We start from the raw sequence: 25,738 nt of genomic DNA on the forward strand, positions 1-25,738 counted from the left end.
CGCTGCAATTCCTACTCCGAGTTACGCCGCGACCGGAGCTGCCGGAGCGGAGCTTTGTGGCCGTTCCGCCCGCCTCTATCCAGTGACGTTGCGACTAGCGTACAAGCATCCCAAACCCGGCAGCGGGGCTCTGTTCCGGCTGCTGAATAGACTCAGGCATACCTACTACCAAATATGGGGCGGAAAACGGTAATGAGCACTGCGGATAGCCTTAACCCCTAGCCCTCGATCAAAGCAAGCAGCTCAGCAGTCTTGGACTCCATCAGTGCAACATCGCCCCGCGACTCAACGTTGAGCCGTACGACAGGCTCAGTGTTGGACATCCGCAGATTAAAGCGCCAGCTGCCGCAATCGACGCTCACGCCATCGGTGTGATCAACCTCACCCTGATCGCCATAGGTGGCTTCCGCTGTGGCCAGCACCGCCTTGGCATCGTCGACTGATCGGTTGATCTCGCCGGAACAGGGGTAGGCCGCCATGCGCTCCGACACCATGGTGCTCAGGGGCTTACCCGTGGTGCTGATCAGGTCGGTGACCAGCAGCCAGGGAATCATGCCACTGTCGCAGTAGGCGAAGTCACGGAAGTAGTGGTGGGCACTCATCTCGCCGCCGTAGGCCGCGTTCTCGGAGCGCATACGCTCCTTGATGAAGGCGTGGCCGCACTTGGTCAGCACCGGCTGGCCGCCAGACGCCAACACCTGATCTACCGTGTTCCAGGTCAGGCGCGGGTCGTGAACGATCTTGGCGCCGGGCTCGAGCTTCAGGAAGGCCTCGGCGAGCAGGCCGACCACGTAATAGCCCTCGATAAATTCGCTGTTTTCATCGTAGAAAAAGCAGCGATCAAAATCGCCGTCCCAGCCAATACCCAGGTCGGCGCCGTGCTCCTTGACCGCGGCGATTGTGGCGGCGCGGTTTTCGGGCAACAACGGGTTGGGAATGCCATTAGGGAAATTGCCATCGGGCTCATGATGCAGCTTGATGAACTCAAACGGTAGATGCGGCTCGAGCAGGTCGACAACCCGGCCTGCACCGCCATTGCCTGCATCCACCACAATTTTCAGGGGCTTGAGCTTGCTCACATCAACATATGACAGCAGGTGCTCGACATAAGCGCCGGCCGTGTCCAGCGGCTGCAGCTGACCGCGTTCCGCCGCCGCTGTGAAATCATTCTGCTCCGCCAACGCCTTGATCTCTCCCAGGCCGCTGTCTGCAGAGATCGGCTTGGACTCCTCGCGCACAAACTTGATGCCGTTGTAATCCTTGGGATTGTGGCTGGCGGTCACCACGATGCCCCCGTCCATACTGGCATGGGAGGTAGCGAAGTAGATTTCCTCGGTGCCGCACATGCCGATGTCGTAAACATCGACACCCTGTTCCATGAGCCCCTCGCTGAGCGCCGCCTTAATAGCTTCGCTGGACAGGCGGATATCGTGACCGACCACAACGCGCTTGGGCTTGATGACCTCTGCGTAGGCCCGACCAATGCGGCGAGCGATGTCTTCGTTGAGTTGATCGGGCACCCGACCACGAACATCGTAGGCCTTGAAACAGGTAATTTCGCTCACAACGCTGGCCTCAGTCCTTGCCGTAGTAGTTTTCGTAAACGTGATTGGTCGCTTCGACAAACCCGGGCACGGAGCCGCAGTCAAAGCGCTGGCCTTTGAACTTGTAGGCCATGACCAGGCCGCGCTTGGCCTGGATCTGCAAGGCATCAGTAAGCTGAATCTCACCGTTGGCTCCGGGGGGCGTTTCCTCGAGAATCTCAAAGATATCCGGAGTGAGGATATAGCGACCGATAATCGCCAGATTGGAAGGAGCGTCTTCCTGGGCCGGCTTTTCCACCATGTCGTCGACCCGGTAAATGCTATCGCGCAGATTTTCACCCTTGATCACGCCATACTTATGCACCTCGTCCATGGGCACTTCCTGGATAGCGACGATAGAACAGCGGAACTGGTTGTAGAGCTCGGTCATTTGCGCCAGTACGCCCATGCCCTCGGCATTGAGGCACAAATCGTCTGACAACAGGACGCCGAAAGGCTCATTTCCCACCAGCGAGCGGCCGGTAAGAATCGCGTGTCCCAGGCCCTTCATCTCGCGCTGGCGGACCATGGTAAACACGCCCTTATCGAGCACCGAGCGAATACTCTCCAGATAGGCCTCTTTACCGGTGCCGGATATCTGGTGTTCAAGCTCATAGCTGATATCGAAATGGTCGGTAATGGCGCGCTTGCCGCGACCGGTGACGAACGCACAGGTCGTCATGTTGGCCTCTATGGCTTCCTCAACCCCATACTGCACCAACGGCTTGTTCACGATGGGCAGCATTTCCTTGGGCATGCTCTTTGTCGCGGGCAAAAACCGGGTGCCGTACCCTGCCACGGGAAAGAGACACTTCTTGATCATCCTTATTCTCCTTGAAAAGACCTACTCACTGCGGCCGTATTGATCGTCAAATCTTACAATATCATCCTCACCCAGATAGGTGCCGGTCTGCACTTCAATCAGTTCGAGGGGAATGCGCCCGGGGTTGGCGAGGCGATGCTTGTGGCCGAGCGGGATGTAAGTCGACTCATCCTCGCCCAGCATGAAAACTTTGTCTTCGCAGGTGACTTCCGCCGTGCCACTGACCACTATCCAGTGCTCGGCACGGTGGTGGTGCAATTGCAGTGACAGACGCTCACCGGGGTTCACCGTAATGCGCTTCACCTGAAAACGATCCGAGACGATCAGGCTTTCATAGCAGCCCCAGGGGCGGTATACGCACTGGTGCAGGCTGTGCTCGGGGCGCCCTTCTGTCTTGAGTCGAGCGACAATGTTCTTAACATCCTGGACCTTCTCGCGCTCAGCCACCAGCACGGCATCGGCGGTCTCCACCACAACCAGGTTTTCTACGCCGGTGGCTGCCACCAGACGCGATTCACTGCGGAAGTAGCTGTTATCGCAGTTGTCGATCATCACATCGCCCTGCACCACATTGCCACGTTCGTCGCCGGGGTGGACGTCCCACAGTGCCGACCAGGCGCCGACATCGCTCCAACCACAGTCCAGCGACACCACGCCACCCAGGCGGGTATTTTCCATCACCGCGTAATCAATGCTGTCGCTTGGGCAGGCCGCGAAAGCTTCCGCATCTGGCCGCACAAAATCCATGTCTGTCGCCGCGCTGGCCATGGCCTGCTCACAGGCGGTACGCATGGCGGGATTGTGCTCACCCAGTTCAGCAAGATAAGCATCGGCGCGGAGCAGGAACATACCGCTGTTCCACAGGTAGCTGCCGCTCTCGACGTAGGTTTTCGCGGTATCCAGGTCAGGCTTTTCGACAAAACGCTCGAGGTCGTATAGCTCATCACCCAGGGCGTCGCCACACTTGATATAACCGTAGCCGGTCTCGGGGCTGGCGGGTACCACACCAAAGGTCATCAGCCGCCCTTGCTGGGCCAGAGGAATAGCATGCGACACTGCCGCAGAGAAGGCAGCCACGTTCTGTATCACGTGGTCAGCAGGCAAGACCAGCAACAGCGCCTCAGGGTCATCCTGCACCGCACGCAGGGCAGCCAGGGCCACCGCCGGTGCCGTATTGCGGCCCGCGGGCTCGAGAATCAGCGCGCTAGCCCGTAAATCCACCTGGCGCAACTGCTCGGCCACCATGAAGCGGTGATCTTCATTACACACCACCAGGGGGGCGGTCGCCTCCAGGCCTGAGGTGCGCCGCAGAGTCTCCTGCAGCATGGACAGTTCACCAGCCAGGGGCTGGAACTGCTTGGGATGGGCCTCGCGCGACACAGGCCACAACCGGCTGCCCACGCCGCCGGACAGAAGAACGGGAGTCAACATGTTCAATCCTTGAAGTAAAACTTGGAAATCGACTTGCCTGCAGAAATAATGAAACCTGTGCGAGAGCACCACTATTCAAACATAGTAACCAAAGCAGTCCCTGCAAGCCACTCCCGACAGTCGCCTAGGCTGGACTTGTGGCCCGCAACTATTAGAATGGGCACGCTTCCCAGCCCGCAACGGGCGACGGACCTAATTAGCCTGGAAACAACATGACTGGAAAAAGCGCGTACGCCAAGGACGAATTGGTAGCCTGCGGCCACGGAGAGCTCTTTGGCGAAGGCAATGCCCGGTTGCCGGTGGACAATATGCTGATGCTTGACCGCATCACCCATATCAGCTCCGAGGGCGGCGAGTTCGACAAGGGAGAGATTGTCGCCGAGCTCGACATCAATCCGAACCTGTGGTTTTTCGACTGCCACTTCCCGTCCGACCCGGTAATGCCGGGCTGCCTGGGCCTTGATGCCATGTGGCAGCTGGTCGGCTTTTTCCTGGGCTGGCGCGGCAATCCGGGCCGCGGCCGCGCTCTGGGCTGTGGCGAAGTGAAGTTTACCGGCCAAATTCTCCCGACCGCCAGCAAAGTGGTCTATAACATCAACATGAAGCGCGTCATCGAACGCAAACTGGTGATGGGTATCGCCGACGGCAGTGTTTCCGTAGACGGTCGGGAAATTTATACAGCAAGCGACCTGCGGGTCGGCCTTTTCCAATCCACGGAGTCTTTCTAAAGCAATGACTAGACGCGTTGTAGTTACCGGCCTGGGCATTGTGTCTTGCCTGGGCAATGATGCCGAGACAGTTGCGCAGGCACTGTACGAGGGCAAATCGGGCATTAGCACTCGCCAGGAACATATCGACATGGGCATGCGCTCCCATGTCGCCGGCTCCCCGGACATCGACATCAAATCCCTGATCGACCGCAAGCAGCTGCGGTTTATGGGCGATGCCGCCTCATATGCCTACGTCTCCATGCAGCAGGCCATTGAAGACGCTGGCTTAACTGAAGAGCAGGTATCCAACGTGCGCACCGGCATTATCGCCGGCTCCGGCGGCGCCTCCTCTGCCAGCCAGACTGAAGCTGCGGATATTTTGCGTGAGCGCGGCTTGCGCCGGGTGGGCCCATACCGGGTCACCCAGACCATGGGCAGCACCGTGTCAGCCTGTCTGGCCACCCCCTTTAAGATCAAGGGCGTGAACTACTCCATTTCCTCGGCCTGCTCCACGAGTGCGCACTGCATCGGCAACGCCATGGAGCAAATCCAGCTCAACAAGCAGGACATCGTATTTGCCGGCGGCGGTGAGGAACTGCACTGGACCCTGAGCAGCCTGTTTGATGCCATGGGCGCGCTCTCCACCAAATACAACGAAACCCCCGAGCGCGCCTCGCGCGCCTACGATGCGGACCGCGACGGCTTTGTAATTGCCGGCGGTGGCGGCATGCTGGTTCTGGAAGAGCTGGATCACGCCCTGGCGCGGGGTGCAAAAATTTACGCAGAAGTAGTCGGCTATGGCGCCACCTCGGATGGCTACGACATGGTCGCCCCCTCTGGCGAGGGCGCAGTACGCTGCATGCAACAGGCGCTGTCCACTGTCGAGGGCAAAGTGGAATACATCAACGCCCATGGCACGTCTACGCCAGCGGGCGACATCCAGGAACTCAAGGCCGTCAAAGAGGCCTACGCCGACATGGACAGCATCCCGGTGGTCGGCTCTACGAAGTCGCTGTCAGGGCACTCCCTCGGCGCCGCCGGCGTGCAGGAGGCGATTTATACCCTGCTCATGCAACAGCGTGGATTTATCGCCGCTTCGGCCAACATCGAAAACCTGGATCCGGAAGCGGAAGGTCTGCCCATTGCCACCGAACGCCACGACAACGTGGACCTGGTGCGCGTGATGTCGAACAGCTTCGGCTTTGGTGGCACCAACGCCTCACTGGTCTTCCAGAAATACCCGCTCTAATCAGGCCTGACGCCGTGCCGGAGGCTGAGTTGCCTCTGGCATGGGCAACTCCGGTAAGGTCTCGCCCTGACTGATTTGCAAACCTTCGCAGTGATAGGCCGCAGCCACTTTTGGCTCGCCGAGTGCGAGCAATAACCTCCCCAATTCCGCACAGATTTCCTCTGAGCGCTCCAGGCGATAACTGCTTTCGAAGTAATCGCGCGCCTTGCCCCAGAGCTTTTCCCTGGCACTGAGACGACCCAGGCACAGCAGCAGCTGCGCATCCTGCGGGTGACTGGCCAACCAGCTCTCGGCCTGGGCCAGTTGACGGGCGGGCTGCTCCAGGCCCAGATAGCCATAGTGGCGGACTAGGCTGGGCTGCCAGTTTTGCTTCAGTGCGCGCACAATCACCTTGTCCGCAGCGGCCTCGTGACCACCGGCGACCAACATTGCCACGTAGCGGTTGAGAATTTCCGGATCCTGTTTAAGTGCAGAAGGGACCTTCTGCCACACCTGGCGCAATTGATCGCCGCTGTCTTCGCCGGCCGCCTGTGCGGCCAACAGCGCGATATACACTTCGCGCTCGAGTGTATTCAGCGCGGCCTCATCCAGCACCTTGTACTTGCGCAACTCCGGCAGCAATTCCAACAATTGCCCCCAGTCCTTGAGGCCGTAATAGGCGCGGTGCAACAGGTCCAGCACGTAGGGATGGCGGCTCGCGTTGCGGCGGGCGCGCACCAGGGTAGCCAGGGCCTGCTCATACTGCCCAGCATGCAGCTTCATCTCGGCCTGGGTCAGCTCGACCGCTATGCCCGCTTCGGCCTCGGCCTCTTCTGCGGCGCCGAGATACTCACGCATCTGGTCGGGCTCGTTTAGTCGGTAGCTGGCGCGAGCAGCCATCAGGTAATTGATCAGCGGGGCTTCGCTATTTTTGGCGCCACGCAGCAACTGCCTGCGGGCACGCTGCCAGTTGCCCTCGATGAAACTGATCATGCCGCGGGTGGTCAAGCGAGAAGAGGCGCGCGAACGGCGGCCTCCCAACCAGCTGGCGAGGGAGTTCTGTCCGCCCACCACCCGGCGGAACAAGCGCACCAACAAATAAATGGCCAGGGTGAAAAAGGCGAGAATCACCAGGCCTACCCACAGGCTGGTTTCTACTGTGTAGTTGCCGTAGGCCACCAACAAATAACCGGGATCCGTCTCGATAACGGCGACAATACCGACACCGAGCAGTAGGGCGATCAGGGCGAGCAGAAATAGTTTGCGCATGACTTAGCCCGCCTCTCCCTGCCCGATAGCTTCCCTCATGGCCTTATCCAGTGCTTTCAGGGAGCGGGTCAGATCGGGCATGGTCACCTGTACCGTGCGCTGCTCGAGCTGGCGAATCTCTCGCGCCATCGCCTTCGCGGCCGCCTCATCAGAATCGTAGAACTGCTCTACCCAGTGCAGCGAACGCTGCAGGCTCTCGGTGTACAGTGTCTGGTTCCCTGACAAAAGGGCCACCTGGGCCTGCTCCAGCAACATTCTCAGGTTCTGGCGTACCAGCCCTTCCCACTGCGGATCCATCAATGCCCGCATGGGTACGTCCCGACGCCGGATCACGACATAATCCGACAGTTTCTGTGCAGCTTCCTCATAGCCGCGGGCCAGGCGGCTCTGCCAGCCCTCAGTGGGCTCGGCCTCGGGCTGCGCCTCGGTTTCCTGCATCTGGAAGATCACCAGCGAATCAGCCTGTTCTATCAGGGCCGACAGGCTCAGGTAGATGCCCTCCACATCCACCTTGGGCACGGCCCGCAGTGCTGCCTGTTCCGAGGCAACGGCGGCCCGCACATCGTAGAGCGTGGGATCGTTCAATTCATCCAGAATGCTATCGGCACTGCCCAGCAAGGCCTGGGCAGACACGACATCACGGGCCATGATGAGCCGCTGGTTGGCCAGCCGCAACAGGTACTGCGCCTCCGCTCTCAGCCAGGCGTCGTGATCGTTGGCGCTAAAGGATGCCAGGCGCTCCTGCTGGTCGCGGATCTGGGCGCGAAGCTCGTCCAGCTGGGCATTTTGCTGGCTGATAGCATCGCTGGATTGCTTGGATTTGCGATCTATTTGCTGGCGCAGCTTGCGTTCGAGACCATCCAGGTCGACCTCCGGAGGAGCCAGCTCAGTGCCGAGTGATTCAATGCGCTGCACCAGCGCGGCCTCACGCTGCATGCCCTGCTGCACGGTCCAGCCTGCTGCTGCAGCCAGCACCAACACCAGTACCAGCGCCAACCAGGCGACGAGCGAAGAGCCTTTCTTCACCACCGGCGCAGGGGGCGTTGCAGAAGCCGCGCTCTTCTCTACCAGCGGACTGCCCTGTTTCCCGGGCGTATCACCCTGCTCGGAAGCTGCAGCTTCATCCTTGCCGGTATCAGGCGGGGCGACTTCATCTGCCTTGTTCCCGGTCGTGCTGTTGTTCTCGTCACTCACTCAATGATCTCCGGATTACCGCCCTTGCAGGGCTGCCATCATGGCCTCATCTGAGGCATTGGCCGCCGTATCAATTTGCGTAAAACCCGCCTCGCGCGCCAGCTTCTCCACTCGCGGAGAAGGCACCACAAGGCGTACATCCCTAAACTTAGTGGTTTCTTCCCCGCTAAGCAATGTCAGCATATTCTGCAGACCTTCGCCGCTGGAAATCAGCACTGTCTCTATCCCGCCCTCGCTGATTGTCCGTGCCAGAGCACCCTGCTCCAGTGGCGGACATGCGCGCGAGTAGCAGGCTAGCTCGTCGACCCGCGCGCCGCGCGCCGTCAGTTCACGCTGCAGGAGTTCGCGACCGCCCTGCCCTTTCACAATCAACACCCGCTGGTCGGCGACCTGCTGCAACGCTGGCACCGCCAGCAGACCTTCGCTGTTCATTTGCGCACCTGGCTCTGTGGCGACGAGGCCGCGCTCGGCCAAGAGCCGAGCCGTGGTTCCCCCGATGGCATACCAGTTAATCCCAGTGGGCAACTGGGGCCAGTAGTCATCGATAATAGAAAGTCCGTAGCGCACGGCGTTGCCACTGATAAAAATCACATGGGCGTAGAGGTCGAGGTCCAGTACCCGCTGCCGCAGCGATGGTGCGAGCTCAGCCAGCGGCGCCAATGCCAGCAGCGGCTGATGGCTGGCACGATAGCCCGCCTGTTCAAGTCGCGCGAGTAGGCTGTCCGCCTGGCCAGCAGGACGTGTGACAAGAACGCGCCCGCGTTCAGTCACCATAGACCTCGGCGAGAATCTGGCCCGCACCCTGGCCCAATAAATCCCGGGCAACCGTCTGCCCCAGTGCTTCAGCCTGGTCAGCAGGCGCCTGTGCCTCTGCACGGAGAATCTCGCTACCGTCGGGCTTGCCCACGAGACCGCGCAACCAGAGCTGGTCATCACGATAAACGCTGAAACAGGCTATGGGCACCTGGCAGCCGCCCTGCAGCGCCAGGTTCATGGCCCGCTCGGCGGTGACTCGATGCGCCGTTGGCGCATGGTGTAACGGCTGCAATAGCGCCAGCGTATCGCTGTCGTCGGTGCGCAATTCAATGCCTACGGCTCCCTGCCCACCGGCGGGAAGTGAATCCTCGACACTGATGGTGGCGGCAATACGATCCTGAAAGCCCAGGCGAATCAAGCCAGCACTGGCAAGAATAATCGCATCGTATTCTCCGTCATCGAGTTTGCGCAGCCGGGTATTGACGTTACCTCGCAGAAACTTCACCTCCAGATCGGGACGCCGGGCACGCAGCTGACACTCGCGTCGTAAACTGGAGGTACCCACGACACTGCCGGCAGGAAGATCCTCCAGACGATGGTAGGTATTGCTCACGAATGCGTCAGTGGGGTCTTCCCGCTCACAAATGACACCCAGCCCAAGCCCTGGGGGAAACTCCATGGGAACGTCCTTCATGGAGTGCACGGCAATGTCGGCACTGCCGTCGAGTAACGCCGTTTCCAGCTCTTTCACAAACAATCCTTTACCGCCGACTTTAGCCAGAGGCACATCGAGCAGCTGGTCGCCGCGTGAGGTCATCCCCAGCAGTTCCACATCAAGCCCTGAATGCGCGGCCTGCAGGGCACTGCGAACATATTCGGCCTGCCACAGGGCGAGAGGGCTCTCACGGGTGGCTATGGTCAATTTGCGGGGCATGGGTATTCCTTGGTGCTGGAAGCGGGCGTTAAATTGTGCCGCGCATGATAACACTGTCGCGGCTGCGAAGCTGGTATACTTCGCGGCCCTTACCACTGGCAGCGGCAACAGGACAGGACAGGCCATGAGCAACGACAAGGACACCAGCAAACTCTGGGGTGGACGTTTCAACGAACCTACCGACAGCTTCGTACAACGCTATACGGCCTCGGTCACGTTCGATCAACGTATGGCTGCCGAAGACATCGCGGGATCGCGTGCCCACGCCAGCATGCTCGCCAGCGCTGGCGTTCTGAGTGCAGAAGAACTCCAGCAGATCCAGGACGGCCTGGATCAGGTGGCTGCAGAAATCGAAGCGGGCGAATTCCAGTGGTCGATTGAACTGGAAGACGTGCACATGAACATTGAGGCACGCCTGACAGAGCTGATTGGCATTACCGGCAAAAAACTGCACACGGGCCGCTCGCGCAATGACCAGGTCGCAACCGATATCCGCCTTTACTTGCGCGGCGCCATTGACCGCATTGCCGAGGAGCTGACCCGCCTGCAGCGCGGCACGATTGGCCTGGCCGCGGATAACACTGCGACCATCATGCCGGGGTTCACCCACCTGCAAACGGCCCAACCAGTGTCCTTCGGCCACCACCTGCTGGCCTGGAATGAGATGTTGGAACGCGACTACGGCCGCCTTATGGACTGCCGGGCACGCATGAACCAGTCACCACTGGGAGCCGCCGCACTCGCGGGCACGACCTACCCGATCGACCGCGCCCAGACGGCGGCCAGCCTGGGCTTTGACAAACCCACAGAAAACTCGCTGGACTCGGTCTCGGATCGCGATTTCGCCATCGAGTTCTGCTCATTCGCCTCACTGCTGATGACGCATTTGTCGCGCATGTCTGAGGAACTGGTCATCTGGACCTCAGCGCAATTCAATTTTATCGAGCTGCCGGATCGCTTCTGCACGGGCTCATCGATCATGCCCCAGAAGAAAAACCCGGACGTACCGGAGCTGGTGCGCGGCAAAGTGGGCCGGGTTAATGGCCACCTGATTTCCCTGCTCACGCTGATGAAGAGCCAACCGCTGGCCTACAACAAGGACAACCAGGAAGACAAGGAACCGCTGTTCGACACTATCGACACGGTACTGGATTCCCTGCGCGCTTTTGCCGACATGGTGCCTGCGATCAAGCCGCGCGAAGCGAATATGCGCGAAGCGGCCCGCTCGGGCTTCTCAACTGCCACTGATCTGGCGGACTACCTGGTAGGCCTGGGACTGCCCTTCCGCGACGCTCACGAGGTGGTGGGCAAGGCGGTGGCCCACGGCGTTGAGTCGGGGCTGGATCTGGCGGAGATGGACCTGGCGACACTGCAGGGCTTTTGTGCGGACATCGGCGAGGATGTGTTCGATGTGCTGACGCTGGAAGGCTCGATTGGGGCGCGGGATCACCTCGGTGGCACGGCGCCAACGCAGGTAGCTGCGGCTACGGTGCGCGCAAACGCATTGCTGGATCAGCGATAACGGCTTCACCCGCCGCCCCTTCGCGGCGGCTTCAGCTCCGCCTCACTGCCGCATGGCTTGCTCCCGCGGCTGCGGCCGCGGAGCACCACGTAAACAATGAAACGCTAGTTAACCCGGTACCGCAGGCTGGCCTGGAAAGTAACATCGGGGGCGGTTTCCACCTGCACGTCTTCCACGACGGAAAAATCGACGGCCCAATCCGGCGCGAAGCGCCAGCGGGCGCCGGCGGTGAGCATAATGGCCTCGTCGCCTAGCGAGGTGATCTCGCTGTTCATGGGCGCGGCGTGGGCGTCGAGCTGACCGATGAGTGACCAGCGCGGATTCAGCACCCAGTCCATGGTGAGGCCAACAAACCATAAATCCTGCTCCTGGGCCTTGCCCAAGAGATCAGATTCGCCGGCGTCAAGGTAACCTGCCTGGCCATGCCAGCGCAGCGGGACGTCATCGTTGCGATGATCGCCTGAGAAGCGCACTACCAGATAGACGTCGTCTTCGCCGCTGCCGAGGAAATCGTCCTCGTCACCGGTGGCGAACTTGTAGCCGGCGGCCACACTGGCGGCAAAAATATCGTCGCGGGCAAACTGCCAGCTCAGGGTCAGCGTGCTGTCGCCGACGCCGGAGGCATCGTCGAGCAACACAAACCGGGCATCGGGGCCGGCATAGCTGAAATCCAGTAAATCGCGTTCAACCCGGGAGCGACCTCCGTCGGACATGCCCCAGAAGTCGTGCCAGCCGTCGATAGTGGCATCGAGAAAGCCGCCGGAGTGGTCCAGCCAAGGTACTTCCAGTTGTAGATCCCAGTTGTCGGCGAGGGCGTAGCGGAACTCCAGCGCCATGCGCAGGGTTTCGCCATCGAGGTTGACCTGCTCGTCGCCGCGAAACTCGGCCACATAATTGTTGGCGATACTGGTGTGCAGGTTGATATCGAGCGCACCGGCGGGGCCAGTACCGGCAAAACGCTGGCTGGGTAGGCCGAACAGGCCACTGACCGGGCTCAGGTTTTTGGCGTACAGCGGCTCGTTGCCCTGCCCTGCCGCAGGCAGGCTGGCGAGTAGCAGGCAGGTACCGGCAAACCGTTTTACTGCCACTGGAACTCCAGGCCGGCCTGTTCGCGCATTTGTTCAATCACAAACGGGCGGAACAGCTGGCCGTCGCGGGTGTTGCGCCAATCACCGGCTTCGGCGTCGTATTCAAAGTGAAAACCGCCAGAGCGGGCCGCCAGCCATAGCTGCCGTACGGGTGGCTGCCGGCTGAAGACCATGGTGGTGCCATTTTCGAAATCCACAGTGAGAACGCCGCCACCGGTCTCGTAGTCCAGATCGCTATCGATCTCGTCGAGGGCCAACTCTACTGCTTCAAAGGTGGCGTCAACGCGCTCACCAAACTCGCTCTCTGATATCACGATCAATCCAATGCGATGAGTGTGGACGCCCATAATAAGCGCTGCTCGCACCGCTTACTACCGGCAGGTATAATCGCCGCTTTTGCATTTTGGGGAAGCACCATGCGATTGTTAGCTGCACTGGGCCTGATAGCCGCGCTCGCGGGCTGTGGCCAGACCGGACCACTGTACCTGCCGGGCGAAGCACCTCCCCGGGCTTCACAGCCCGCGCCTGAAGCGCCGCCTGCAGAACCTGCCGACGCCACTCCCACCGAACCGACGGAATAAACCATGGATCACTTCACCTATCGCGATGATCAGCTCTACGCTGAGGACATGCAGGTTGCCGCCATCGCGGAGCGATTTGGAACCCCCTGCTACATATACTCCCGCGCTGCCCTGGAGGCGCGCTTCAAGGAATACCAGGATGCCCTGGCAGGTGCCGATCACCTCATTTGTTACGCGGTAAAAGCAAATTCCAACCTGGCAGTACTTGATGTGCTGGGGCGCATGGGCGCGGGTTTCGACATTGTTTCCGGCGGAGAGATGGAGCGTGTGATTGCGGCCGGCGGCGATCCGGCGAAGATTGTTTTTTCCGGGGTGGGTAAAACCTCCGCAGAGATGGCGCGCGCCCTCGATCTGGACATCGCGTGTTTCAACCTCGAATCCGCCCAGGAGCTGGAAGTTCTGGCAGAGGTTGCGGCGGACAAAAACACGGTCGCCCGCGTATCCGTGCGGGTTAACCCCGATGTCGATGCCCAGACGCACCCCTATATTTCGACGGGCCTGCGCGAAAACAAGTTTGGCGTGAATACTGACGAGGCCATGGCGGTTTACCGTCGCGCCGCTGAACTGCCCGCCATCGAGGTTGTGGGTATCGACTGCCATATTGGCTCGCAGCTCACCCAGATCAGCCCGTTCATCGACGCCCTCAAGCGCCTTCTGGCGCTGGTCGATCAACTGGCAGCAGAAGGTATTACCCTACATCATCTGGACCTGGGTGGCGGCCTCGGCGTCTGCTACAAGGATGAACAACCGCCCTCGGTGGCCGAGTACATTGGCGCCGTGCGCGCTGAACTGGGCGACCGGCCACTGCAGCTGGTCTTCGAACCGGGCCGCTCCATTGCCGCCAATGCGGGTTTGCTGGTGACCCGGGTGAACTACCTGAAAACCACCGAGGCCCACCACTTTGCCCTGGTGGACGCCGCCATGAACGACATGATCCGGCCGGCGCTCTACCAGGCCTGGCTGGATATTCGCCAGGTGGACCGCGGCGCACAGGGCCAGACAGCCCAGTGGGATGTAGTCGGGCCCGTGTGCGAAACCGGGGATTTTCTCGGCAAAGAGCGGGAATTGACCCTGGCCCCAGGGGATCTGCTGGCCCTGTCGGGCGCAGGTGCCTACGGGTTTACCATGAGCTCCAACTACAACACGCGCCCGCGGGCGGCCGAGATCATGATCGATGGCGACCGGGCACACGTCGTGCGCGCCCGCGAGGTGTTCGAGGACATGGTGCGCGGCGAGTGTCGCCTGCCGGAGTAAACGCTACACTAGCCCTATGATTTTGAAGTTCACCAAAATGCACGGCGCGGGCAATGACTTTGTCGTCATCGACCTGATCAGCCAGCGTTGCAAACTCCGGTCCCGGGACTTTCGCAAGATCGCCGACCGGCGCTTTGGCGTGGGCTGCGACCAGATTCTGCTGGTGGAGCCTCCCGGCAGCCCCAATGTGGATTTTCGCTACCGCATTTTCAACGCCGATGGCGGCGAGGTAGAGCAATGTGGCAACGGCGCCCGCTGCTTTGCCCGCTTTGTACGCGACAAAAAGCTGACCGCCAAAAAGATGATTAGCGTGGAAACCGCCAGCGGCGTCATTACCCTGCGCGTTCGCGATCAGCATCAGGTTGAGGTGGACATGGGAGCGCCCGAGTGGATACCTGCGCGCATTCCCTTCAATACCCCGGCGGAGCAGGACAGCTACCAGATCGAGGCCGCTGGCCAATCGCTGGAAATCGGCGCGGTCTCCATGGGCAACCCCCACGCGGTGACCCGGGTCGACGAAGTCGACGCCCTGGACCTGGACAGCCTGGGTCCACAGGTCGAAAACCACAGCGATTTTCCTGAGCGCGTGAACGCCGGTTTTATGCAGGTCATCAGCGAGCGTGAAATTCGTCTGCGCGTGTTTGAACGCGGTGTAGGCGAAACCCTGGCCTGCGGCACCGGCGCCTGCGCCGCCGTGGTATACGGCCTCAAGCGCGGCTGGCTGCGGGATTCCGTGACAGTTCAGCTGCCCGGGGGTAAGCTGTCCATATCCTGGCCCGGGGACGGCCACGGAGTGATTATGACCGGACCCACCGCGGTGGTGTTCGAGGGAACAATAAAAGTCTGAGGGGCATACGCCCCCAGCAGCGGGGGAGCGACACTATGTCAGCAGTAAACGAGCCAGCCCAGGCGGCCACAGCCGAATTGGATCTGAGCGACGAGCAGGTCAGGGAGTACCTCAAGGAAAACGGCGATTTCCTCCAGCGCAACCCGGATATGCTCGATCATCTGCATATTTCCCACGCGTCCGGCTCAGCGGTATCGCTGGTCGAAAAACAGGTAAGCGTACTGCGCGAGCGCAACATGGAAATGCGCCACCGCCTCAACACCCTCACCGCCAATGCGCGCGACAACGACAAGCTTTACGACCAGACCCGTGCGCTGGTGCTGTCACTGCTCGACGCCAGAAACCGGGAGCAGCTTTATCAGCATTTCATGCAATCTATGGCGGAAGACTTCAAAGTCGAACACGCCAGCATGATTCTCTTTGGCGAGCCGGGCAGCGCCGGCGAATGCCGTATCGAAAGCCTGGAGTCAGCCAAAATCGAAATCGGCAGCCTGTTGCGCGGCAACAAGCCCGTTTGCGGTGTACTGCGCAAGGAAGAACTCAACTACCTGTTCCCGGATGCCGGGGAAGTGGGCTCGGCGGCCCTCATGCCACTGGTCAAGAACGGTGAAATCGGCCTGCTGGCGGTGGGAAGCTCCGATGCCGGCAAATACAGCAGCAGCATGGGCACCCTGTTCCTGTCGCATATTGCCGAAGTCATTGTGCGCCTGCTGCCCAAGTTAGACACGGCGGATTGATGTGAACGAGGCCCTGGCCCGATCCTGCGAGCGGTTTATCGACTACCTGCGGGACGTACGCCAGCTCTCAACTCACACCCTCACCAACTACCAACGCGACCTGCAATCGCTGCAGGCCTGGGCCAGCAATAATCAACGCGCCAGCGCGGCCGAGCTGAACGAGGCGGATATCCGCGCCTGGATCAGCCTGCTGCATCGCCGCGGCCTGGCCGGCAGTAGTATCCAGCGCAGCCTGTCGGCAGCCCGTTCTTTTTTCAACTTTCTCGGCAGGGAGAACGGCCACCCCCGCAACCCGGCGGCCAGCGTGCAGGCACCGCGCAAGCCGCGCAAACTGCCCAAGACACTCGACGCCGATCAGGTCGGGCGCTACCTGGAATTCGACGACAACAACCCCACCAGCGTGCGCGATCGCGCAATGGCTGAGCTGTTCTACTCCTCGGGTCTGCGCCTGGCGGAACTGGCAGCCATTGATGTAGACGACTTTGACCGCGACTCACGCTTGCTCACCGTGACCGGCAAGGGCAGCAAAACCCGCACGGTGCCGGTAGGCTCTGCTGCACTCGAGGCGATTGACGCCTGGCTGGCGGCGCGACCACCGGCCATGGCCGGTGACGATGATGGCGCGCTCTTTACCAGCAACCGCGGCAAACGCATCAGCGAACGCAATATTCAGGCGCGTCTGAAACTGCAGGGCCGCAAGGCCGGCATGCATCAGGACGTGCACCCGCATATGCTGCGCCACTCGTTCGCCAGCCACATGCTGGAATCCTCCGGCGACCTGCGCGCCGTCCAGGAGCTGCTCGGGCACGCCAATATCTCCACCACCCAGATTTACACACACCTGGATTTCCAGCATCTGTCCAAGGTGTATGATGCCGCCCACCCCCGAGCCAAGCGGCGCAAACAGGACAAAACATGAGTATCAAGGTCATTACCTTCGATCTGGACAATACCCTCTGGGACGTCGAGCCGGCCCTGATTCGGGCCGAACAGGCCCAGCGCGCCTGGCTACTGGAACACCGCCCCGGGACCATCGAGCGCTATGATGACGAGGCTTTATGGGCGTTTAAAAAAGATCTCTGGAAGCGCCACCCCGAACTGATTCACAACGTGACTGCCATGCGCATGCAGATGCTGCGGGAGCTACAGCAGGCAGCTGGGTACGACGAGCGGCAGGCGGAGGCGGGCGCCGGGGCGGGCTTCGCGGCATTTCTGAATGAGCGACACCGAGTCGAGCTGTATGAACAGGCCCTCGATGTTCTGCAGACACTGGCGCGAGATTATCGTATTGGCGCATTGACCAATGGCAACGCCGACATCTACAAAACCGACGCCGGGGAATACTTTGATTTTGCTTTTCTGGCGGAGGAATTTGGCTCAGCCAAACCCGCGCCGGATATGTTTCAGGCCGCGATGGCGCGCTCAGGTGCCCGCGCCGATGAAATTGTCCATGTGGGGGACAACCCCGATCACGATGTGCGCGGGGCTTTGGAGGTGGGGATGTATACCGTGTGGATGAACCTCCGCGACACGCCCTGGCCCGACGGGCCAAGAGCACATGAAGAAGTTACTTCTCTGGGAGAACTACCCGCAGCGATTGCGCGGATAGCGGCCGCTAAGTCCAGTTAATCCGGGCTAGATAGCGTCTTCGCCGGTCTCGCCGGTACGAATCCGAATCACCTGCTCGAGAGGCGAGACAAAGATCTTGCCGTCGCCGATTTTGCCGCTGTTGGCTGCCGAGATAATTGCCTCGATAGCCTTTTCAACATCGCTGTCGGCCACCGCAATCTCCAGCTTCACCTTGGGCAGGAAATCCACCACGTATTCTGCGCCGCGATACAGCTCGGTATGGCCCTTCTGCCGGCCAAAGCCCTTCACCTCGCTCACTGTGACACCCTGAACACCGATCTGTGACAACGCCATACGCACGTCATCCAGTTTGAAAGGCTTGATAATGGCTGTGACCAGTTTCATACAGCGACTCCTTGGTTGCGAGCGGATAACTATAGGAGCTATTGGCGGGCATGTAAATTGAGAGGGGGNTGGNTAGGGATGCGCCTTCCTGGCTGCTGCGGAGCTGGGACGAGTTGGGCTTTCATTCCCAGCCACGTCCGATCACCATCCATGGCTCCTGCGGACGTACATTACATCCTTGTAAATAAAAAAAGGGGGGCCAAAAGGCCCCCCAAGTACACGCATTATACAATGCGCCCGCAAGATGGTTATGACTTGGTAAATTCCGGGTAGGCTTCCACACCACATTCGTGGATGTCGACACCGTCGTACTCTTCTTCTTCAGTGACACGGATGCCCATGATCATTTTCAGTACGAACCAGGTGATGAAGCTTGCTACGAATACCCAGATAAAGATGACCAGGGTACCTACCAGCTGACCCATGAAGGTCGCGTCGGAATCGGACAGCAGTACCGCGAAGATGCCCCAGATACCCACAACACCGTGTACGGAGATGGCACCAACAGGATCGTCGAGCTTCAGCTTGTCCAGAGTCACGATGGAGAACACTACAATGATGCCGCCAATCGCGCCGATAATGGTCGCCAGCAGGGGCGAGGGATCAGCAGGTTCAGCAGTAATCGCCACCAGACCAGCCAGCGCACCGTTAAGAGCCATGGTCAGGTCAGCCTTGCCGAACATGATTCGCGCAACAATCAGGGCGGCGATCAGGCCACCGGAAGCGGCGGCGTTAGTGTTCAGGAAAACGTTAGCAACTTCGTTGGCAACACCGATGCCACCCAGTTTCAGGGTAGAGCCACCGTTGAAGCCGAACCAGCCCATCCACAGGATGAAGGTACCGAGGGTCGCCAGCGGCAGGTTGGCACCGGGAATGGCGTTAACCTGGCCTTCGGGGCCGTACTTGCCTTTACGTGCGCCCAGCAGGAGTACACCAGCCAGGGCTGCAGCAGCACCTGCCATGTGAACAATACCGGAGCCCGCGTAGTCGGAGTAGCTCAGTTCGCCGATGAAGGGAACAGCCTTGCCACCCCAGGTCCAGCCGCCTTCGATCGGGTAGATGAAGCCAGTCATGACAACCGCAAAAGCCAGGAAGGCCCACAGTTTCATACGCTCGGCCACAGCACCGGACACGATAGACATACAGGTTGCAACAAATACCACCTGGAAGAAGAAGTCAGAAGCACCGGCATATTCACCCATATCGGCGAAGCCAGCTTCCTTCGAGGCCTCCAGTACAGCAGCGACAGCCGCGTCGTCCATACCAGCAACAGTAGTTACTTCCGACAGGAAGATGCCACCGTCGTACATGAAGTGGTACCCGCAAACCAGGTACATGGTGGATGCCACTGCGAACAGGGCAACGTTTTTGAGAAGAATCTCAGTTGTGTTCTTGGAACGGACCAGACCAGCTTCGAGCATTGCGAAGCCTGCTGCCATCCACATAACCAGTGCGCCACAGACAAGGAAGTAGAACGTGTCCATTGCGTACTGTAGTTCGAAAATATTGTTTTCCATGGGAATACTCTCTACGGACAGTAAAAGGGTTAGATGGCTTCTTCGCCGGTTTCGCCCGTACGAATACGGATAACCTGCTCAAGCGGTGATACAAAGACTTTACCGTCGCCAATCTTGCCGGTATTGGCTGCCTTGGTAATGGCTTCAATGGTCTGGTCGACTACGCTGTCGGCAACGGCCACTTCGATCTTCACCTTCGGCAGGAAGTCGACAACGTACTCCGCGCCACGGTACAACTCAGTGTGTCCCTTCTGGCGGCCAAAACCTTTTACTTCAGTCACGGTGATGCCCTGCACGCCGATTTCTGACAATGCTTCGCGCACGTCGTCCAGCTTAAAGGGCTTCACAATAGCCGTGATTAGTTTCATGTTTCTCTCCTGGAGTTCTTAAATGGCGCCCGCTGGGGGCGCCATGGGATAAGCCTTCAAACGTGCTTACATGCTCTTGGAAACGGTGAATACAACAGTGTCTTCGCCCCAATCGGTGTCGAACACGTCTTCTTCATCCAGAGTGGTGCCCACGTAGGCGATGGACCAGTCAACGGCCAGCCAGGAAGTGCTCAGGGCAACAGAGTAATCGGTGTAGGAATCTTCGCTGGTTGCCAGGAAGCCACCATCTTCTTCCAGATCGTTGAAGCCAACGTGGAAGTCCAGGGAGAAGTTCTCTCCCAGGCCCAGGCTGTAGTCAGCGTAGTAGTAGAAGAAAGTATCGGTCTCGCCGTAATAGTCGTCAGAGTACGCCATGCCCACGGTGAAATCGTAGAATGAGAAGGAACCGTAGAGCTCCTGGTAGTCGCCCTCGGCGCCATCATCTCCGGGGTAATCGTAGTACAGGTAGCCCACGTCAATGGCGGAGTTCTCGCCAATGTCCATGCCCCAGCCCACGTAGTAGTCCAGTTCCAGAGAGCCGTCGAAGCCGTCATTGGAATCGAAGTCTACGGACGAACCCCAGGTACCAACGTAGATGCCGTTATCGAACGCCAGGTCGAAGCCACCCTGCAGGGCGATGCTTTCGTCGGACTGGGAAATACCGCGGAAACGGTAGTCGCTGGTCAGGGCTACATTGGCGCTGATTTCAGCCGCTTGTACTGTAGTTGCAGTCGCGCCAGCCAGCAGCGAGGCGGCAACGGCAGCGGGAAGTACTTTTTTCAACATGTTCCAAATCTCCAAAAAGTCGTTTTGAGTGTCAGATTGGTATTGCTTCGTCTAATTTCGGGCACGTTGTGCGCGCTATACAAATCCACCCGAATTATTGCAGATGGTGTGCCAAAGTCTTTATTAGTTATTAATATCAATTACTTAACAATAAACCGACGCACCTGAAGCAGTATTCCTGCATCAAGAAGGCACCGCGCGCGCACCAAAGTTGTCACGCGCACCATCTTGGTGCACCAAAATGACGCACACTGGAAAGCGCACTAGAAATCGCCACCCGTGGACGCTTCTGATCTGGGTATACCCCGGGAAATCCTCTAGAATCTGCAGCAAAGGCATAGCGAAAAGGCAGGCACATGGCGATCAAACCCCCTCCCCCCCCCTGGGACGTCCTCCAAAAAGTCGGCGACATGGTGGGCCAGTCCGGCCTGCGCGATGAGGTCGACAAAGGCGTCAAGACGCTGGCACAGGGAGCGTTGAATAGACTGGATGTCGTGAGCCGGGAAGAGTTTGATGTGCAGGCGGAGATTCTCAGACGCACTCGCGAAAGGGTAGCGGAACTCGAATCCGAACTCGCCCAATTGACCACCGAACTGGAAGCCCTGTCCGAGGGCCCCTGAGGCCTTTTCACCTATCTGAACAGCCCCGCGCTCAAGGATGAGCCATGGAACTATCAATTGTTCACAGCCGCGCCCTGGTGGGGCTCTCGGCGCCACCTGTTCGGGTCGAAACCCATCTCTCCAACGGGCTGCCTGCGTTTCACATCGTCGGCATGCCCGAGACCGCTGTCCGTGAGAGCAAAGACCGGGTTCGCTCGGCTATTCTCAACTCCCACTTCGAATTCCCTGATCGCCGAATTACCGTCAATCTCGCCCCGGCCGACCTGCCCAAGGAAGGCGGGCGCTTCGATCTGCCTATTGCACTGGGTATTCTGGTGGCCTCCGGGCAGCTGCCGGGGCACAAGCTGGATCACTGCGAATGTCTTGGAGAACTGGCACTGGACGGCGGCTTACAACCGGTCACGGGCATTGTTTGCGCCGCGCTTGCCGCGAGCGCATGCAACCGGCCCCTGATAGTACCGCTGAGCTGCGCAGCCACTGCCAGCGTCGTCGATGACATAGCCCTCCTCGGTGCACCTGACCTGCTCACACTATGCGCACACCTCAATGACAGTGAACCACTGCCCAGCTTTGCTACAAGCCCCGACCAGCCCACGGCCAATAACACACCCGACCTTGCCGAAGTAACGGGTCAGGAAGGCGCCCGACGTGCCCTGGAAATCGCCGCCAGTGGCGGTCACAACCTGCTGTTAACCGGGCCACCCGGCACCGGCAAGACCCTGCTCGCCAGTCGTATGCCGGGGATTCTGCCACCACCGGATCCACAGGAAGCGCTGGTCATTCTGGCGCTGCGCGACTTCTGTGGCTTGGCAAAGCCCGGTGAATCTGCACAGCGGCCCTTCCGATCACCACACCACAGTGCCAGCGCTGCAGCGCTTATTGGTGGCGGCGGCAATCCACAGCCCGGCGAGGTGTCGCTGGCACACGGCGGTGTGCTGTTTCTCGACGAGCTGCCAGAGTTCTCCCGCCACAGCCTAGACATGCTGCGCGAGCCGATGGAGTCCGGGCAGGTGACTCTCGCCCGGGCCAGACACCGGGTCAGCTATCCCGCCAGCTTTCAATTGGTGGCGGCCATGAATCCCTGCCCCTGTGGCTACCTCGGCGACCCGGAGCACCCCTGCTGCTGCTCGCCAGAGCAGATTCAGCGCTATGCAGGGCGTATTTCGGGCCCGCTGCTGGACCGCATCGACTTACATGTCCCGGTCACACGCCTCCCACCCGCGCAATTATTGCGCCGCGGCGGCCGCGGTGAATCGTCAGCGACCATCTGCCAACGGGTGAGCGCATGCAGAGCTCGGCAACTGCACCGTCAGCAATGCGTCAATGCCCGCCTCAGTAATGACCAGTTACTTGAAATCAGCCAGCTACATGAGGGCCCACGCGCGCTACTGGAAGCGGCAGCGGGCCAGCTCAAGCTGTCCGGCCGCGGGCTGCATCGTACATTACGTGTGGCGCTGACCCTGGCGGACATGGAAGGCTCCTCGCATATTCAGGAGGCCCATGTAGCAGAAGCGCTGGCCTATCGGGCCGCCTGACTGCCCCTCCCAGTCCAATAGATAAGACCAACCCCGCTTTACCTGTCAGTGTCGCTATGCCACAATTTCCTACAAACTAATAGTCATTAGTTTGGCTACTTTTTTCCAACTGCCCTCCGGGAGACATCGCCATGAGCCAGTGCCCCTTTTCCAATCTGCTCGACCCCGACACTTATAAAGATGGTATGCCTTACCAGATGCTGAGCGACATCCGCAAGGCAGGCCCAGTGGTAAAAATGGAAGATCCGCTGACGGGCATTCCCTACTGGGTTGTCACCCGTATCAAGGACCTCGACGAGGTGTCCAAGCAACCGGCGCTGTTCTCCTCCGAAAAACGCGGCGCCTTTCCCATGGAGATGGAAGAGGCTTCACTGGAAATGCAGAAGAACACCATCATTAACATGGACCCGCCCCGGCACCAGAAGGTGCGCCGGATCGTGCGCAATGCATTTACCCCAAAGCGAGTGGATTCTTACGAACCCATGTTTCGCCAGCATGCCAAGAGCATTGTCGACGCAGTCGCCAGTCGCGGCGAATGCGAGTTTGTCGAGGAGGTCGCTGCAGAACTGCCGCTGATCGCTATTCTGGATTTGCTGGGTGTGCCCAAGGAAGACCGCAAACAGTTCTTCGACTGGACCAACACCATGATTTTCGCGGATGACCCGGATATGGCCACCTCAGAAGAGGATGCCCAGATCGCCGCCATGGAGGCCATTGGCTATGCTATGCAACTGGTGGAGAAACACCGCCAGGAGCCGATGGACAACATCACCGGCGCGCTGCTGGACGCTGAACTCGAAGGCGAGCCGGTCAGCGAAGAGATGTTCGCCTGGATGTTTATCCTGATTCTGGTGGGCGGCAACGAGTCAACACGTACCGTGATTGCCCAGGGTATGCGCCTGCTAATGGAAACCCCCGATCAGCTGCAATACCTGGTGGACAACCCCGACAAGATTAGCAACGCCGTCGAGGAAATTCTGCGCTACAACACGGCCTTTATCTCCATGCGCCGCACCGCGACCGAAGACTGCGAACTCGCCGGCCAGCAGATCAAGGCCGGCGACAAGATTATTCTCCATTACCATGCTGCCAACCACGACGAAGATGTGTTTGGGGACAATGCCACAGAATTCGACATTACTCGCGCCGAGCGCATGCCTGACCTTTACAACCAGCTGCGCTCCTTTGGCATTGGCCAGCACTTTTGCATTGGCACCCACCTGGCACGCCTGGAACTGAACGTTATGTTCGAGGAAATTATCCCGCGCCTGCGCAACCCGAAGTTTGCCGAAGAACCCCAGTTCGTGCGCTCATTCTTCGTCAACGCCATGAAGGAAATGCGCATCAGCTTCGACGCAGAAGCCGGCGCCGACGCAGCCTGACCCCTCTGCGCCGCGGCCATTGTCGCGGCCACGCCTGAACACTCTGCCTGTGCTATTCTCCCCGGCCAATTCCGGGGAACAGCACCATGAACGCCTACCAGAAACTCGAAGCCACCCACAAGCGCCTGTCGGCCCTGCGCAATGCCGAGGGCATTCTGTTCTGGGATCACGAGACAATGATGCCATCGGGCGCAGCCGAGGCCCGCGCCGAGGTCGAAGCCGAACTCAGTGTCATGCAGCACGAGATCCAGACTGACCCTGCCATGGCCGATGCCATCGCCGAAGCCGAACAGCAACGCGAGCAACTGGACCCGTGGCAGCAAGCCAATCTGCGCGAAATCAAACGCCTCTACCGCCACGCCAATGCAGTACCGGCAGACCTGGTGGAAAAAATGGTCCACGCCCGTCACGAGGCCACCATGGTATGGCGTGAGGCACGCCCGGCGAATGACTTCAAACGCCTCGCCCCCAAACTGAAAGCCCTGTTCGATCTCAAACGCGAAGAGGCAGGGATTAAGGCAGAGCTGTTCGGCATTACCCCCTACGAAGCGCTACTCGATCAGTACGACCCGGGCCGTCGCGAAGTGCAGATCGATGCCATCTTCGATGATCTGGCAGGGTTCTTACCCAACTTCCTGCAGCAGGTGCTGGAGAAACAGGCTCAGGGACCAGCCATCCTGCAGCCGCAGGGGCCTTTCGCCTTGGACAAGCAGGAGGCACTGAGCCGGGCCGTCATGGAAGTTCTGGATTTCCCTTTCGATCGCGGCCGGCTGGATGTGGCAGCACATCCCTTCTCTGGCGGCGCCGACGGCGACAATCGAATCACCACTCGCTACGAGGAGTCCGACTTTACCGCCAGTCTCATGGCCGTAGTGCACGAGGTGGGCCACGCCCTGTACGAAGATGGCCGGCCCAAAGACTGGCTCAGCCAACCAGTAGGAAACAGCCGGGACATGACCCTGCACGAGAGCCAGTCGCTGTTACTGGAGATGCAGGCGGGGCGTTCAGAGGCGTTTATTCGCCACCTGGCACCGATTATCCGCGACACCCTCGGTAGCAGCGGCCCGGCCTGGGAGGCCGACAACCTGGTACGCCTGCAGCACAAGGTTGCGCCCGGGTTGATCCGGGTCTATGCCGACGAGGTGACCTATCCGCTGCATGTGATACTGCGCTACAAGCTGGAGAAGGCTATTGTCGCGGACAACATCGCCATCGACGACCTGCCCGGCGCGTGGAACGAGATGATGCAGCGCTATCTGGGTATTACCCCACCCAGCGATACGGATGGTGTCATGCAGGATGTGCACTGGCCCGAAGGCCTGTTCGCCTACTTCCCCACTTATTCACTGGGAGCAATGGCCGCTGCACAGATATTTGCCGCTGCCAATCGCGCTGTACCGGAAATCATGCCGGGGCTGGCTGAAGGTAATCTCAAGCCGCTATACGGCTGGCTGGACACCCATATTCGCTCTCAGGGCTGCCTGTACCTGCCCGACGAACTGATCGAACGGGCCACGGGTGAGCCGCTGGGTACGGCGGCCTACAAGGCCGCCGTCACGGCAAGATATCTCAACAATTGAGGGATCGCCGNCGCCCGCC

At 59.8% G+C, this 25,738-nt stretch carries 25 protein-coding genes and 1 pseudogene; 13 read left to right on the forward strand and 13 right to left on the reverse strand.

From position 1 onward, the window contains the following. Window positions 1-218: 218 nt before the first annotated feature. Genes A3709_RS13850 through A3709_RS13860 form a run of 3 tightly spaced genes read right to left on the reverse strand, consistent with a single transcriptional unit; the run spans window position 219 to window position 3,837 of the window. Window positions 219-1,565 carry a phosphomannomutase/phosphoglucomutase gene (locus A3709_RS13850; protein WP_066055636.1) on the reverse strand — a complete coding sequence of 449 codons (1,347 nt, stop codon included), beginning with the start codon at window positions 1,563-1,565 and terminating at the stop codon, window positions 219-221. A gap of 10 nt (window positions 1,566-1,575) precedes the next feature. After that, window positions 1,576-2,406, reverse strand: a complete 831-nt coding sequence (galU, locus tag A3709_RS13855) for a UTP--glucose-1-phosphate uridylyltransferase GalU (protein WP_066055639.1) — start codon at window positions 2,404-2,406, stop codon at window positions 1,576-1,578. Window positions 2,407-2,427: 21 nt separating this feature from the next. Next, window positions 2,428-3,837 (reverse strand): mannose-1-phosphate guanylyltransferase/mannose-6-phosphate isomerase, encoded by a 1,410-nt coding sequence (locus A3709_RS13860; protein ID WP_066055642.1) that lies wholly within the window; start codon window positions 3,835-3,837, stop codon window positions 2,428-2,430. A 212-nt stretch (window positions 3,838-4,049) separates the two neighbouring features. Between A3709_RS13860 and fabA the strand changes: the two genes are divergently transcribed. Together fabA and fabB are read left to right on the forward strand one after the other, a co-directional pair. Further along, window positions 4,050-4,565, forward strand: a complete 516-nt coding sequence (gene fabA / locus A3709_RS13865; RefSeq protein WP_066055645.1) for a 3-hydroxyacyl-[acyl-carrier-protein] dehydratase FabA — start codon at window positions 4,050-4,052, stop codon at window positions 4,563-4,565. Between the two features lie 4 nt (window positions 4,566-4,569). Next, window positions 4,570-5,796: a beta-ketoacyl-ACP synthase I gene (gene fabB, locus A3709_RS13870; RefSeq protein ID WP_066055648.1), complete on the forward strand. Its 1,227-nt coding sequence runs from the start codon at window positions 4,570-4,572 to the stop codon at window positions 5,794-5,796. Here the strand turns inward: fabB and A3709_RS13875 are convergent, their stop codons facing one another. From A3709_RS13875 to hemC, 4 genes are read right to left on the reverse strand one after another with little or no spacing between them, the layout of a single operon-like run. Next, window positions 5,797-7,044, reverse strand: coding sequence for a heme biosynthesis HemY N-terminal domain-containing protein (locus A3709_RS13875; protein ID WP_066055651.1), 1,248 nt, complete (start codon window positions 7,042-7,044; stop codon window positions 5,797-5,799). A gap of 3 nt (window positions 7,045-7,047) precedes the next feature. Next, window positions 7,048-8,238, reverse strand: coding sequence for a uroporphyrinogen-III C-methyltransferase (locus A3709_RS13880; protein ID WP_066055654.1), 1,191 nt, complete (start codon window positions 8,236-8,238; stop codon window positions 7,048-7,050). A 15-nt stretch (window positions 8,239-8,253) separates the two neighbouring features. Next, window positions 8,254-9,012: a uroporphyrinogen-III synthase gene (locus tag A3709_RS13885; protein WP_066055657.1), complete on the reverse strand. Its 759-nt coding sequence runs from the start codon at window positions 9,010-9,012 to the stop codon at window positions 8,254-8,256. Continuing rightward, a complete protein-coding gene (hemC, locus tag A3709_RS13890; protein ID WP_066055660.1) occupies window positions 9,002-9,928 on the reverse strand; it encodes a hydroxymethylbilane synthase in 927 nt (308 codons plus the stop codon). Before hemC ends, A3709_RS13885 begins: the two co-directional genes overlap by 11 nt. Before the next feature lie 124 nt (window positions 9,929-10,052). Between hemC and argH the strand changes: the two genes are divergently transcribed. After that, window positions 10,053-11,450 (forward strand): argininosuccinate lyase, encoded by a 1,398-nt coding sequence (argH, locus tag A3709_RS13895; RefSeq protein WP_066055663.1) that lies wholly within the window; start codon window positions 10,053-10,055, stop codon window positions 11,448-11,450. Between the two features lie 104 nt (window positions 11,451-11,554). On the opposite strand, the gene A3709_RS13900 is transcribed toward argH, so the two are convergent. After that, window positions 11,555-12,538, reverse strand: a complete 984-nt coding sequence (locus A3709_RS13900; protein WP_066055666.1) for a DUF3187 family protein — start codon at window positions 12,536-12,538, stop codon at window positions 11,555-11,557. Continuing rightward, window positions 12,529-12,885, reverse strand: a complete 357-nt coding sequence (cyaY, locus tag A3709_RS13905) for an iron donor protein CyaY (RefSeq protein WP_231871183.1) — start codon at window positions 12,883-12,885, stop codon at window positions 12,529-12,531. Before cyaY ends, A3709_RS13900 begins: the two co-directional genes overlap by 10 nt. Before the next feature lie 69 nt (window positions 12,886-12,954). On the opposite strand from cyaY, the pseudogene A3709_RS24565 reads away from it, so the two are divergent. The 6 genes and pseudogenes from A3709_RS24565 to A3709_RS13930 all read left to right on the forward strand — a co-directional run. Further along, a pseudogene (locus A3709_RS24565) lies at window positions 12,955-13,038 on the forward strand (lipoprotein); the annotation flags it as partial. Between the two features lie 84 nt (window positions 13,039-13,122). Continuing rightward, the gene (gene lysA, locus A3709_RS13910; protein WP_066055669.1) at window positions 13,123-14,373 is read left to right on the forward strand and encodes a diaminopimelate decarboxylase; all 1,251 of its coding nucleotides are present in this window, start codon (window positions 13,123-13,125) and stop codon (window positions 14,371-14,373) included. A gap of 16 nt (window positions 14,374-14,389) precedes the next feature. After that, complete coding sequence (dapF, locus tag A3709_RS13915) at window positions 14,390-15,220, forward strand: diaminopimelate epimerase (RefSeq protein ID WP_066055672.1); 831 nt, start codon at window positions 14,390-14,392, stop codon at window positions 15,218-15,220. A gap of 35 nt (window positions 15,221-15,255) precedes the next feature. Further along, window positions 15,256-15,957: a DUF484 family protein gene (locus tag A3709_RS13920; RefSeq protein WP_066055674.1), complete on the forward strand. Its 702-nt coding sequence runs from the start codon at window positions 15,256-15,258 to the stop codon at window positions 15,955-15,957. Window position 15,958: 1 nt separating this feature from the next. Continuing rightward, on the forward strand, window positions 15,959-16,876 hold the full coding sequence (xerC, locus tag A3709_RS13925) for a tyrosine recombinase XerC (RefSeq protein WP_066055677.1): 918 nt from the start codon (window positions 15,959-15,961) through the stop codon (window positions 16,874-16,876). Further along, entirely contained in the window at window positions 16,873-17,586 is a 714-nt protein-coding gene (locus A3709_RS13930) for an HAD family hydrolase (protein ID WP_066055680.1), read from the forward strand. The genes xerC and A3709_RS13930 overlap by 4 nt, the downstream gene beginning before the upstream one ends. A 6-nt stretch (window positions 17,587-17,592) precedes the next feature. Here A3709_RS13930 and A3709_RS13935 read toward each other — a convergent pair whose 3' ends face one another. The 4 genes from A3709_RS13935 to A3709_RS13950 form a co-directional block, all read right to left on the reverse strand. After that, window positions 17,593-17,931 carry a P-II family nitrogen regulator gene (locus A3709_RS13935; RefSeq protein WP_066055682.1) on the reverse strand — a complete coding sequence of 113 codons (339 nt, stop codon included), beginning with the start codon at window positions 17,929-17,931 and terminating at the stop codon, window positions 17,593-17,595. Window positions 17,932-18,179: 248 nt separating this feature from the next. Then, window positions 18,180-19,448 (reverse strand): ammonium transporter, encoded by a 1,269-nt coding sequence (locus A3709_RS13940; protein WP_066055685.1) that lies wholly within the window; start codon window positions 19,446-19,448, stop codon window positions 18,180-18,182. Between the two features lie 29 nt (window positions 19,449-19,477). Continuing rightward, complete coding sequence (gene glnK, locus A3709_RS13945; RefSeq protein WP_066055687.1) at window positions 19,478-19,816, reverse strand: P-II family nitrogen regulator; 339 nt, start codon at window positions 19,814-19,816, stop codon at window positions 19,478-19,480. 66 nt (window positions 19,817-19,882) lie between these two features. Beyond that, window positions 19,883-20,602 (reverse strand): TorF family putative porin, encoded by a 720-nt coding sequence (locus tag A3709_RS13950; RefSeq protein ID WP_066055691.1) that lies wholly within the window; start codon window positions 20,600-20,602, stop codon window positions 19,883-19,885. Window positions 20,603-20,958: 356 nt separating this feature from the next. On the opposite strand from A3709_RS13950, the gene A3709_RS13955 reads away from it, so the two are divergent. The 4 genes from A3709_RS13955 (at window position 20,959) to A3709_RS13970 (ending at window position 25,719) form a co-directional block, all read left to right on the forward strand. After that, on the forward strand, window positions 20,959-21,222 hold the full coding sequence (locus A3709_RS13955; RefSeq protein ID WP_066055694.1) for an accessory factor UbiK family protein: 264 nt from the start codon (window positions 20,959-20,961) through the stop codon (window positions 21,220-21,222). A gap of 44 nt (window positions 21,223-21,266) precedes the next feature. Continuing rightward, a complete protein-coding gene (locus A3709_RS13960) occupies window positions 21,267-22,757 on the forward strand; it encodes a YifB family Mg chelatase-like AAA ATPase (RefSeq protein WP_066055697.1) in 1,491 nt (496 codons plus the stop codon). 131 nt (window positions 22,758-22,888) lie between these two features. Next, window positions 22,889-24,139: a cytochrome P450 gene (locus A3709_RS13965; protein WP_066055700.1), complete on the forward strand. Its 1,251-nt coding sequence runs from the start codon at window positions 22,889-22,891 to the stop codon at window positions 24,137-24,139. Window positions 24,140-24,225: 86 nt separating this feature from the next. Beyond that, window positions 24,226-25,719 carry a carboxypeptidase M32 gene (locus tag A3709_RS13970; RefSeq protein WP_066055703.1) on the forward strand — a complete coding sequence of 498 codons (1,494 nt, stop codon included), beginning with the start codon at window positions 24,226-24,228 and terminating at the stop codon, window positions 25,717-25,719. Window positions 25,720-25,738 lie beyond the last annotated feature (19 nt).

Source organism: Halioglobus sp. HI00S01 (genome assembly GCF_001635445.1).
GTDB classification, from domain to species: domain Bacteria; phylum Pseudomonadota; class Gammaproteobacteria; order Pseudomonadales; family Halieaceae; genus Halioglobus; species Halioglobus japonicus.

Excerpts from the sequence above, each read along its gene's own strand:
- A3709_RS13950 (WP_066055691.1), bottom strand. The coding sequence starts at position 20,602 with ATGTTGAAAAAAGTACTTCCCGCTGCCGTTGCCGCCTCGCTGCTGGCT.
- A3709_RS13920 (WP_066055674.1), top strand. The coding sequence starts at position 15,256 with ATGTCAGCAGTAAACGAGCCAGCCCAGGCGGCCACAGCCGAATTGGAT.
- A3709_RS13885 (WP_066055657.1), bottom strand. The coding sequence starts at position 9,012 with ATGGTGACTGAACGCGGGCGCGTTCTTGTCACACGTCCTGCTGGCCAG.
- A3709_RS13875 (WP_066055651.1), bottom strand. The coding sequence starts at position 7,044 with ATGCGCAAACTATTTCTGCTCGCCCTGATCGCCCTACTGCTCGGTGTC.
- A3709_RS13960 (WP_066055697.1), top strand. The coding sequence starts at position 21,267 with ATGGAACTATCAATTGTTCACAGCCGCGCCCTGGTGGGGCTCTCGGCG.
- dapF (WP_066055672.1), top strand. The coding sequence starts at position 14,390 with ATGATTTTGAAGTTCACCAAAATGCACGGCGCGGGCAATGACTTTGTC.
- fabB (WP_066055648.1), top strand. The coding sequence starts at position 4,570 with ATGACTAGACGCGTTGTAGTTACCGGCCTGGGCATTGTGTCTTGCCTG.
- galU (WP_066055639.1), bottom strand. The coding sequence starts at position 2,406 with ATGATCAAGAAGTGTCTCTTTCCCGTGGCAGGGTACGGCACCCGGTTT.
- A3709_RS13930 (WP_066055680.1), top strand. The coding sequence starts at position 16,873 with ATGAGTATCAAGGTCATTACCTTCGATCTGGACAATACCCTCTGGGAC.
- A3709_RS13965 (WP_066055700.1), top strand. The coding sequence starts at position 22,889 with ATGAGCCAGTGCCCCTTTTCCAATCTGCTCGACCCCGACACTTATAAA.
- fabA (WP_066055645.1), top strand. The coding sequence starts at position 4,050 with ATGACTGGAAAAAGCGCGTACGCCAAGGACGAATTGGTAGCCTGCGGC.
- A3709_RS13955 (WP_066055694.1), top strand. The coding sequence starts at position 20,959 with ATGGCGATCAAACCCCCTCCCCCCCCCTGGGACGTCCTCCAAAAAGTC.
- A3709_RS13935 (WP_066055682.1), bottom strand. The coding sequence starts at position 17,931 with ATGAAACTGGTCACAGCCATTATCAAGCCTTTCAAACTGGATGACGTG.
- glnK (WP_066055687.1), bottom strand. The coding sequence starts at position 19,816 with ATGAAACTAATCACGGCTATTGTGAAGCCCTTTAAGCTGGACGACGTG.
- A3709_RS13860 (WP_066055642.1), bottom strand. The coding sequence starts at position 3,837 with ATGTTGACTCCCGTTCTTCTGTCCGGCGGCGTGGGCAGCCGGTTGTGG.
- argH (WP_066055663.1), top strand. The coding sequence starts at position 10,053 with ATGAGCAACGACAAGGACACCAGCAAACTCTGGGGTGGACGTTTCAAC.
- hemC (WP_066055660.1), bottom strand. The coding sequence starts at position 9,928 with ATGCCCCGCAAATTGACCATAGCCACCCGTGAGAGCCCTCTCGCCCTG.
- lysA (WP_066055669.1), top strand. The coding sequence starts at position 13,123 with ATGGATCACTTCACCTATCGCGATGATCAGCTCTACGCTGAGGACATG.
- cyaY (WP_231871183.1), bottom strand. The coding sequence starts at position 12,885 with ATGGGCGTCCACACTCATCGCATTGGATTGATCGTGATATCAGAGAGC.
- A3709_RS13940 (WP_066055685.1), bottom strand. The coding sequence starts at position 19,448 with ATGGAAAACAATATTTTCGAACTACAGTACGCAATGGACACGTTCTAC.
- A3709_RS13970 (WP_066055703.1), top strand. The coding sequence starts at position 24,226 with ATGAACGCCTACCAGAAACTCGAAGCCACCCACAAGCGCCTGTCGGCC.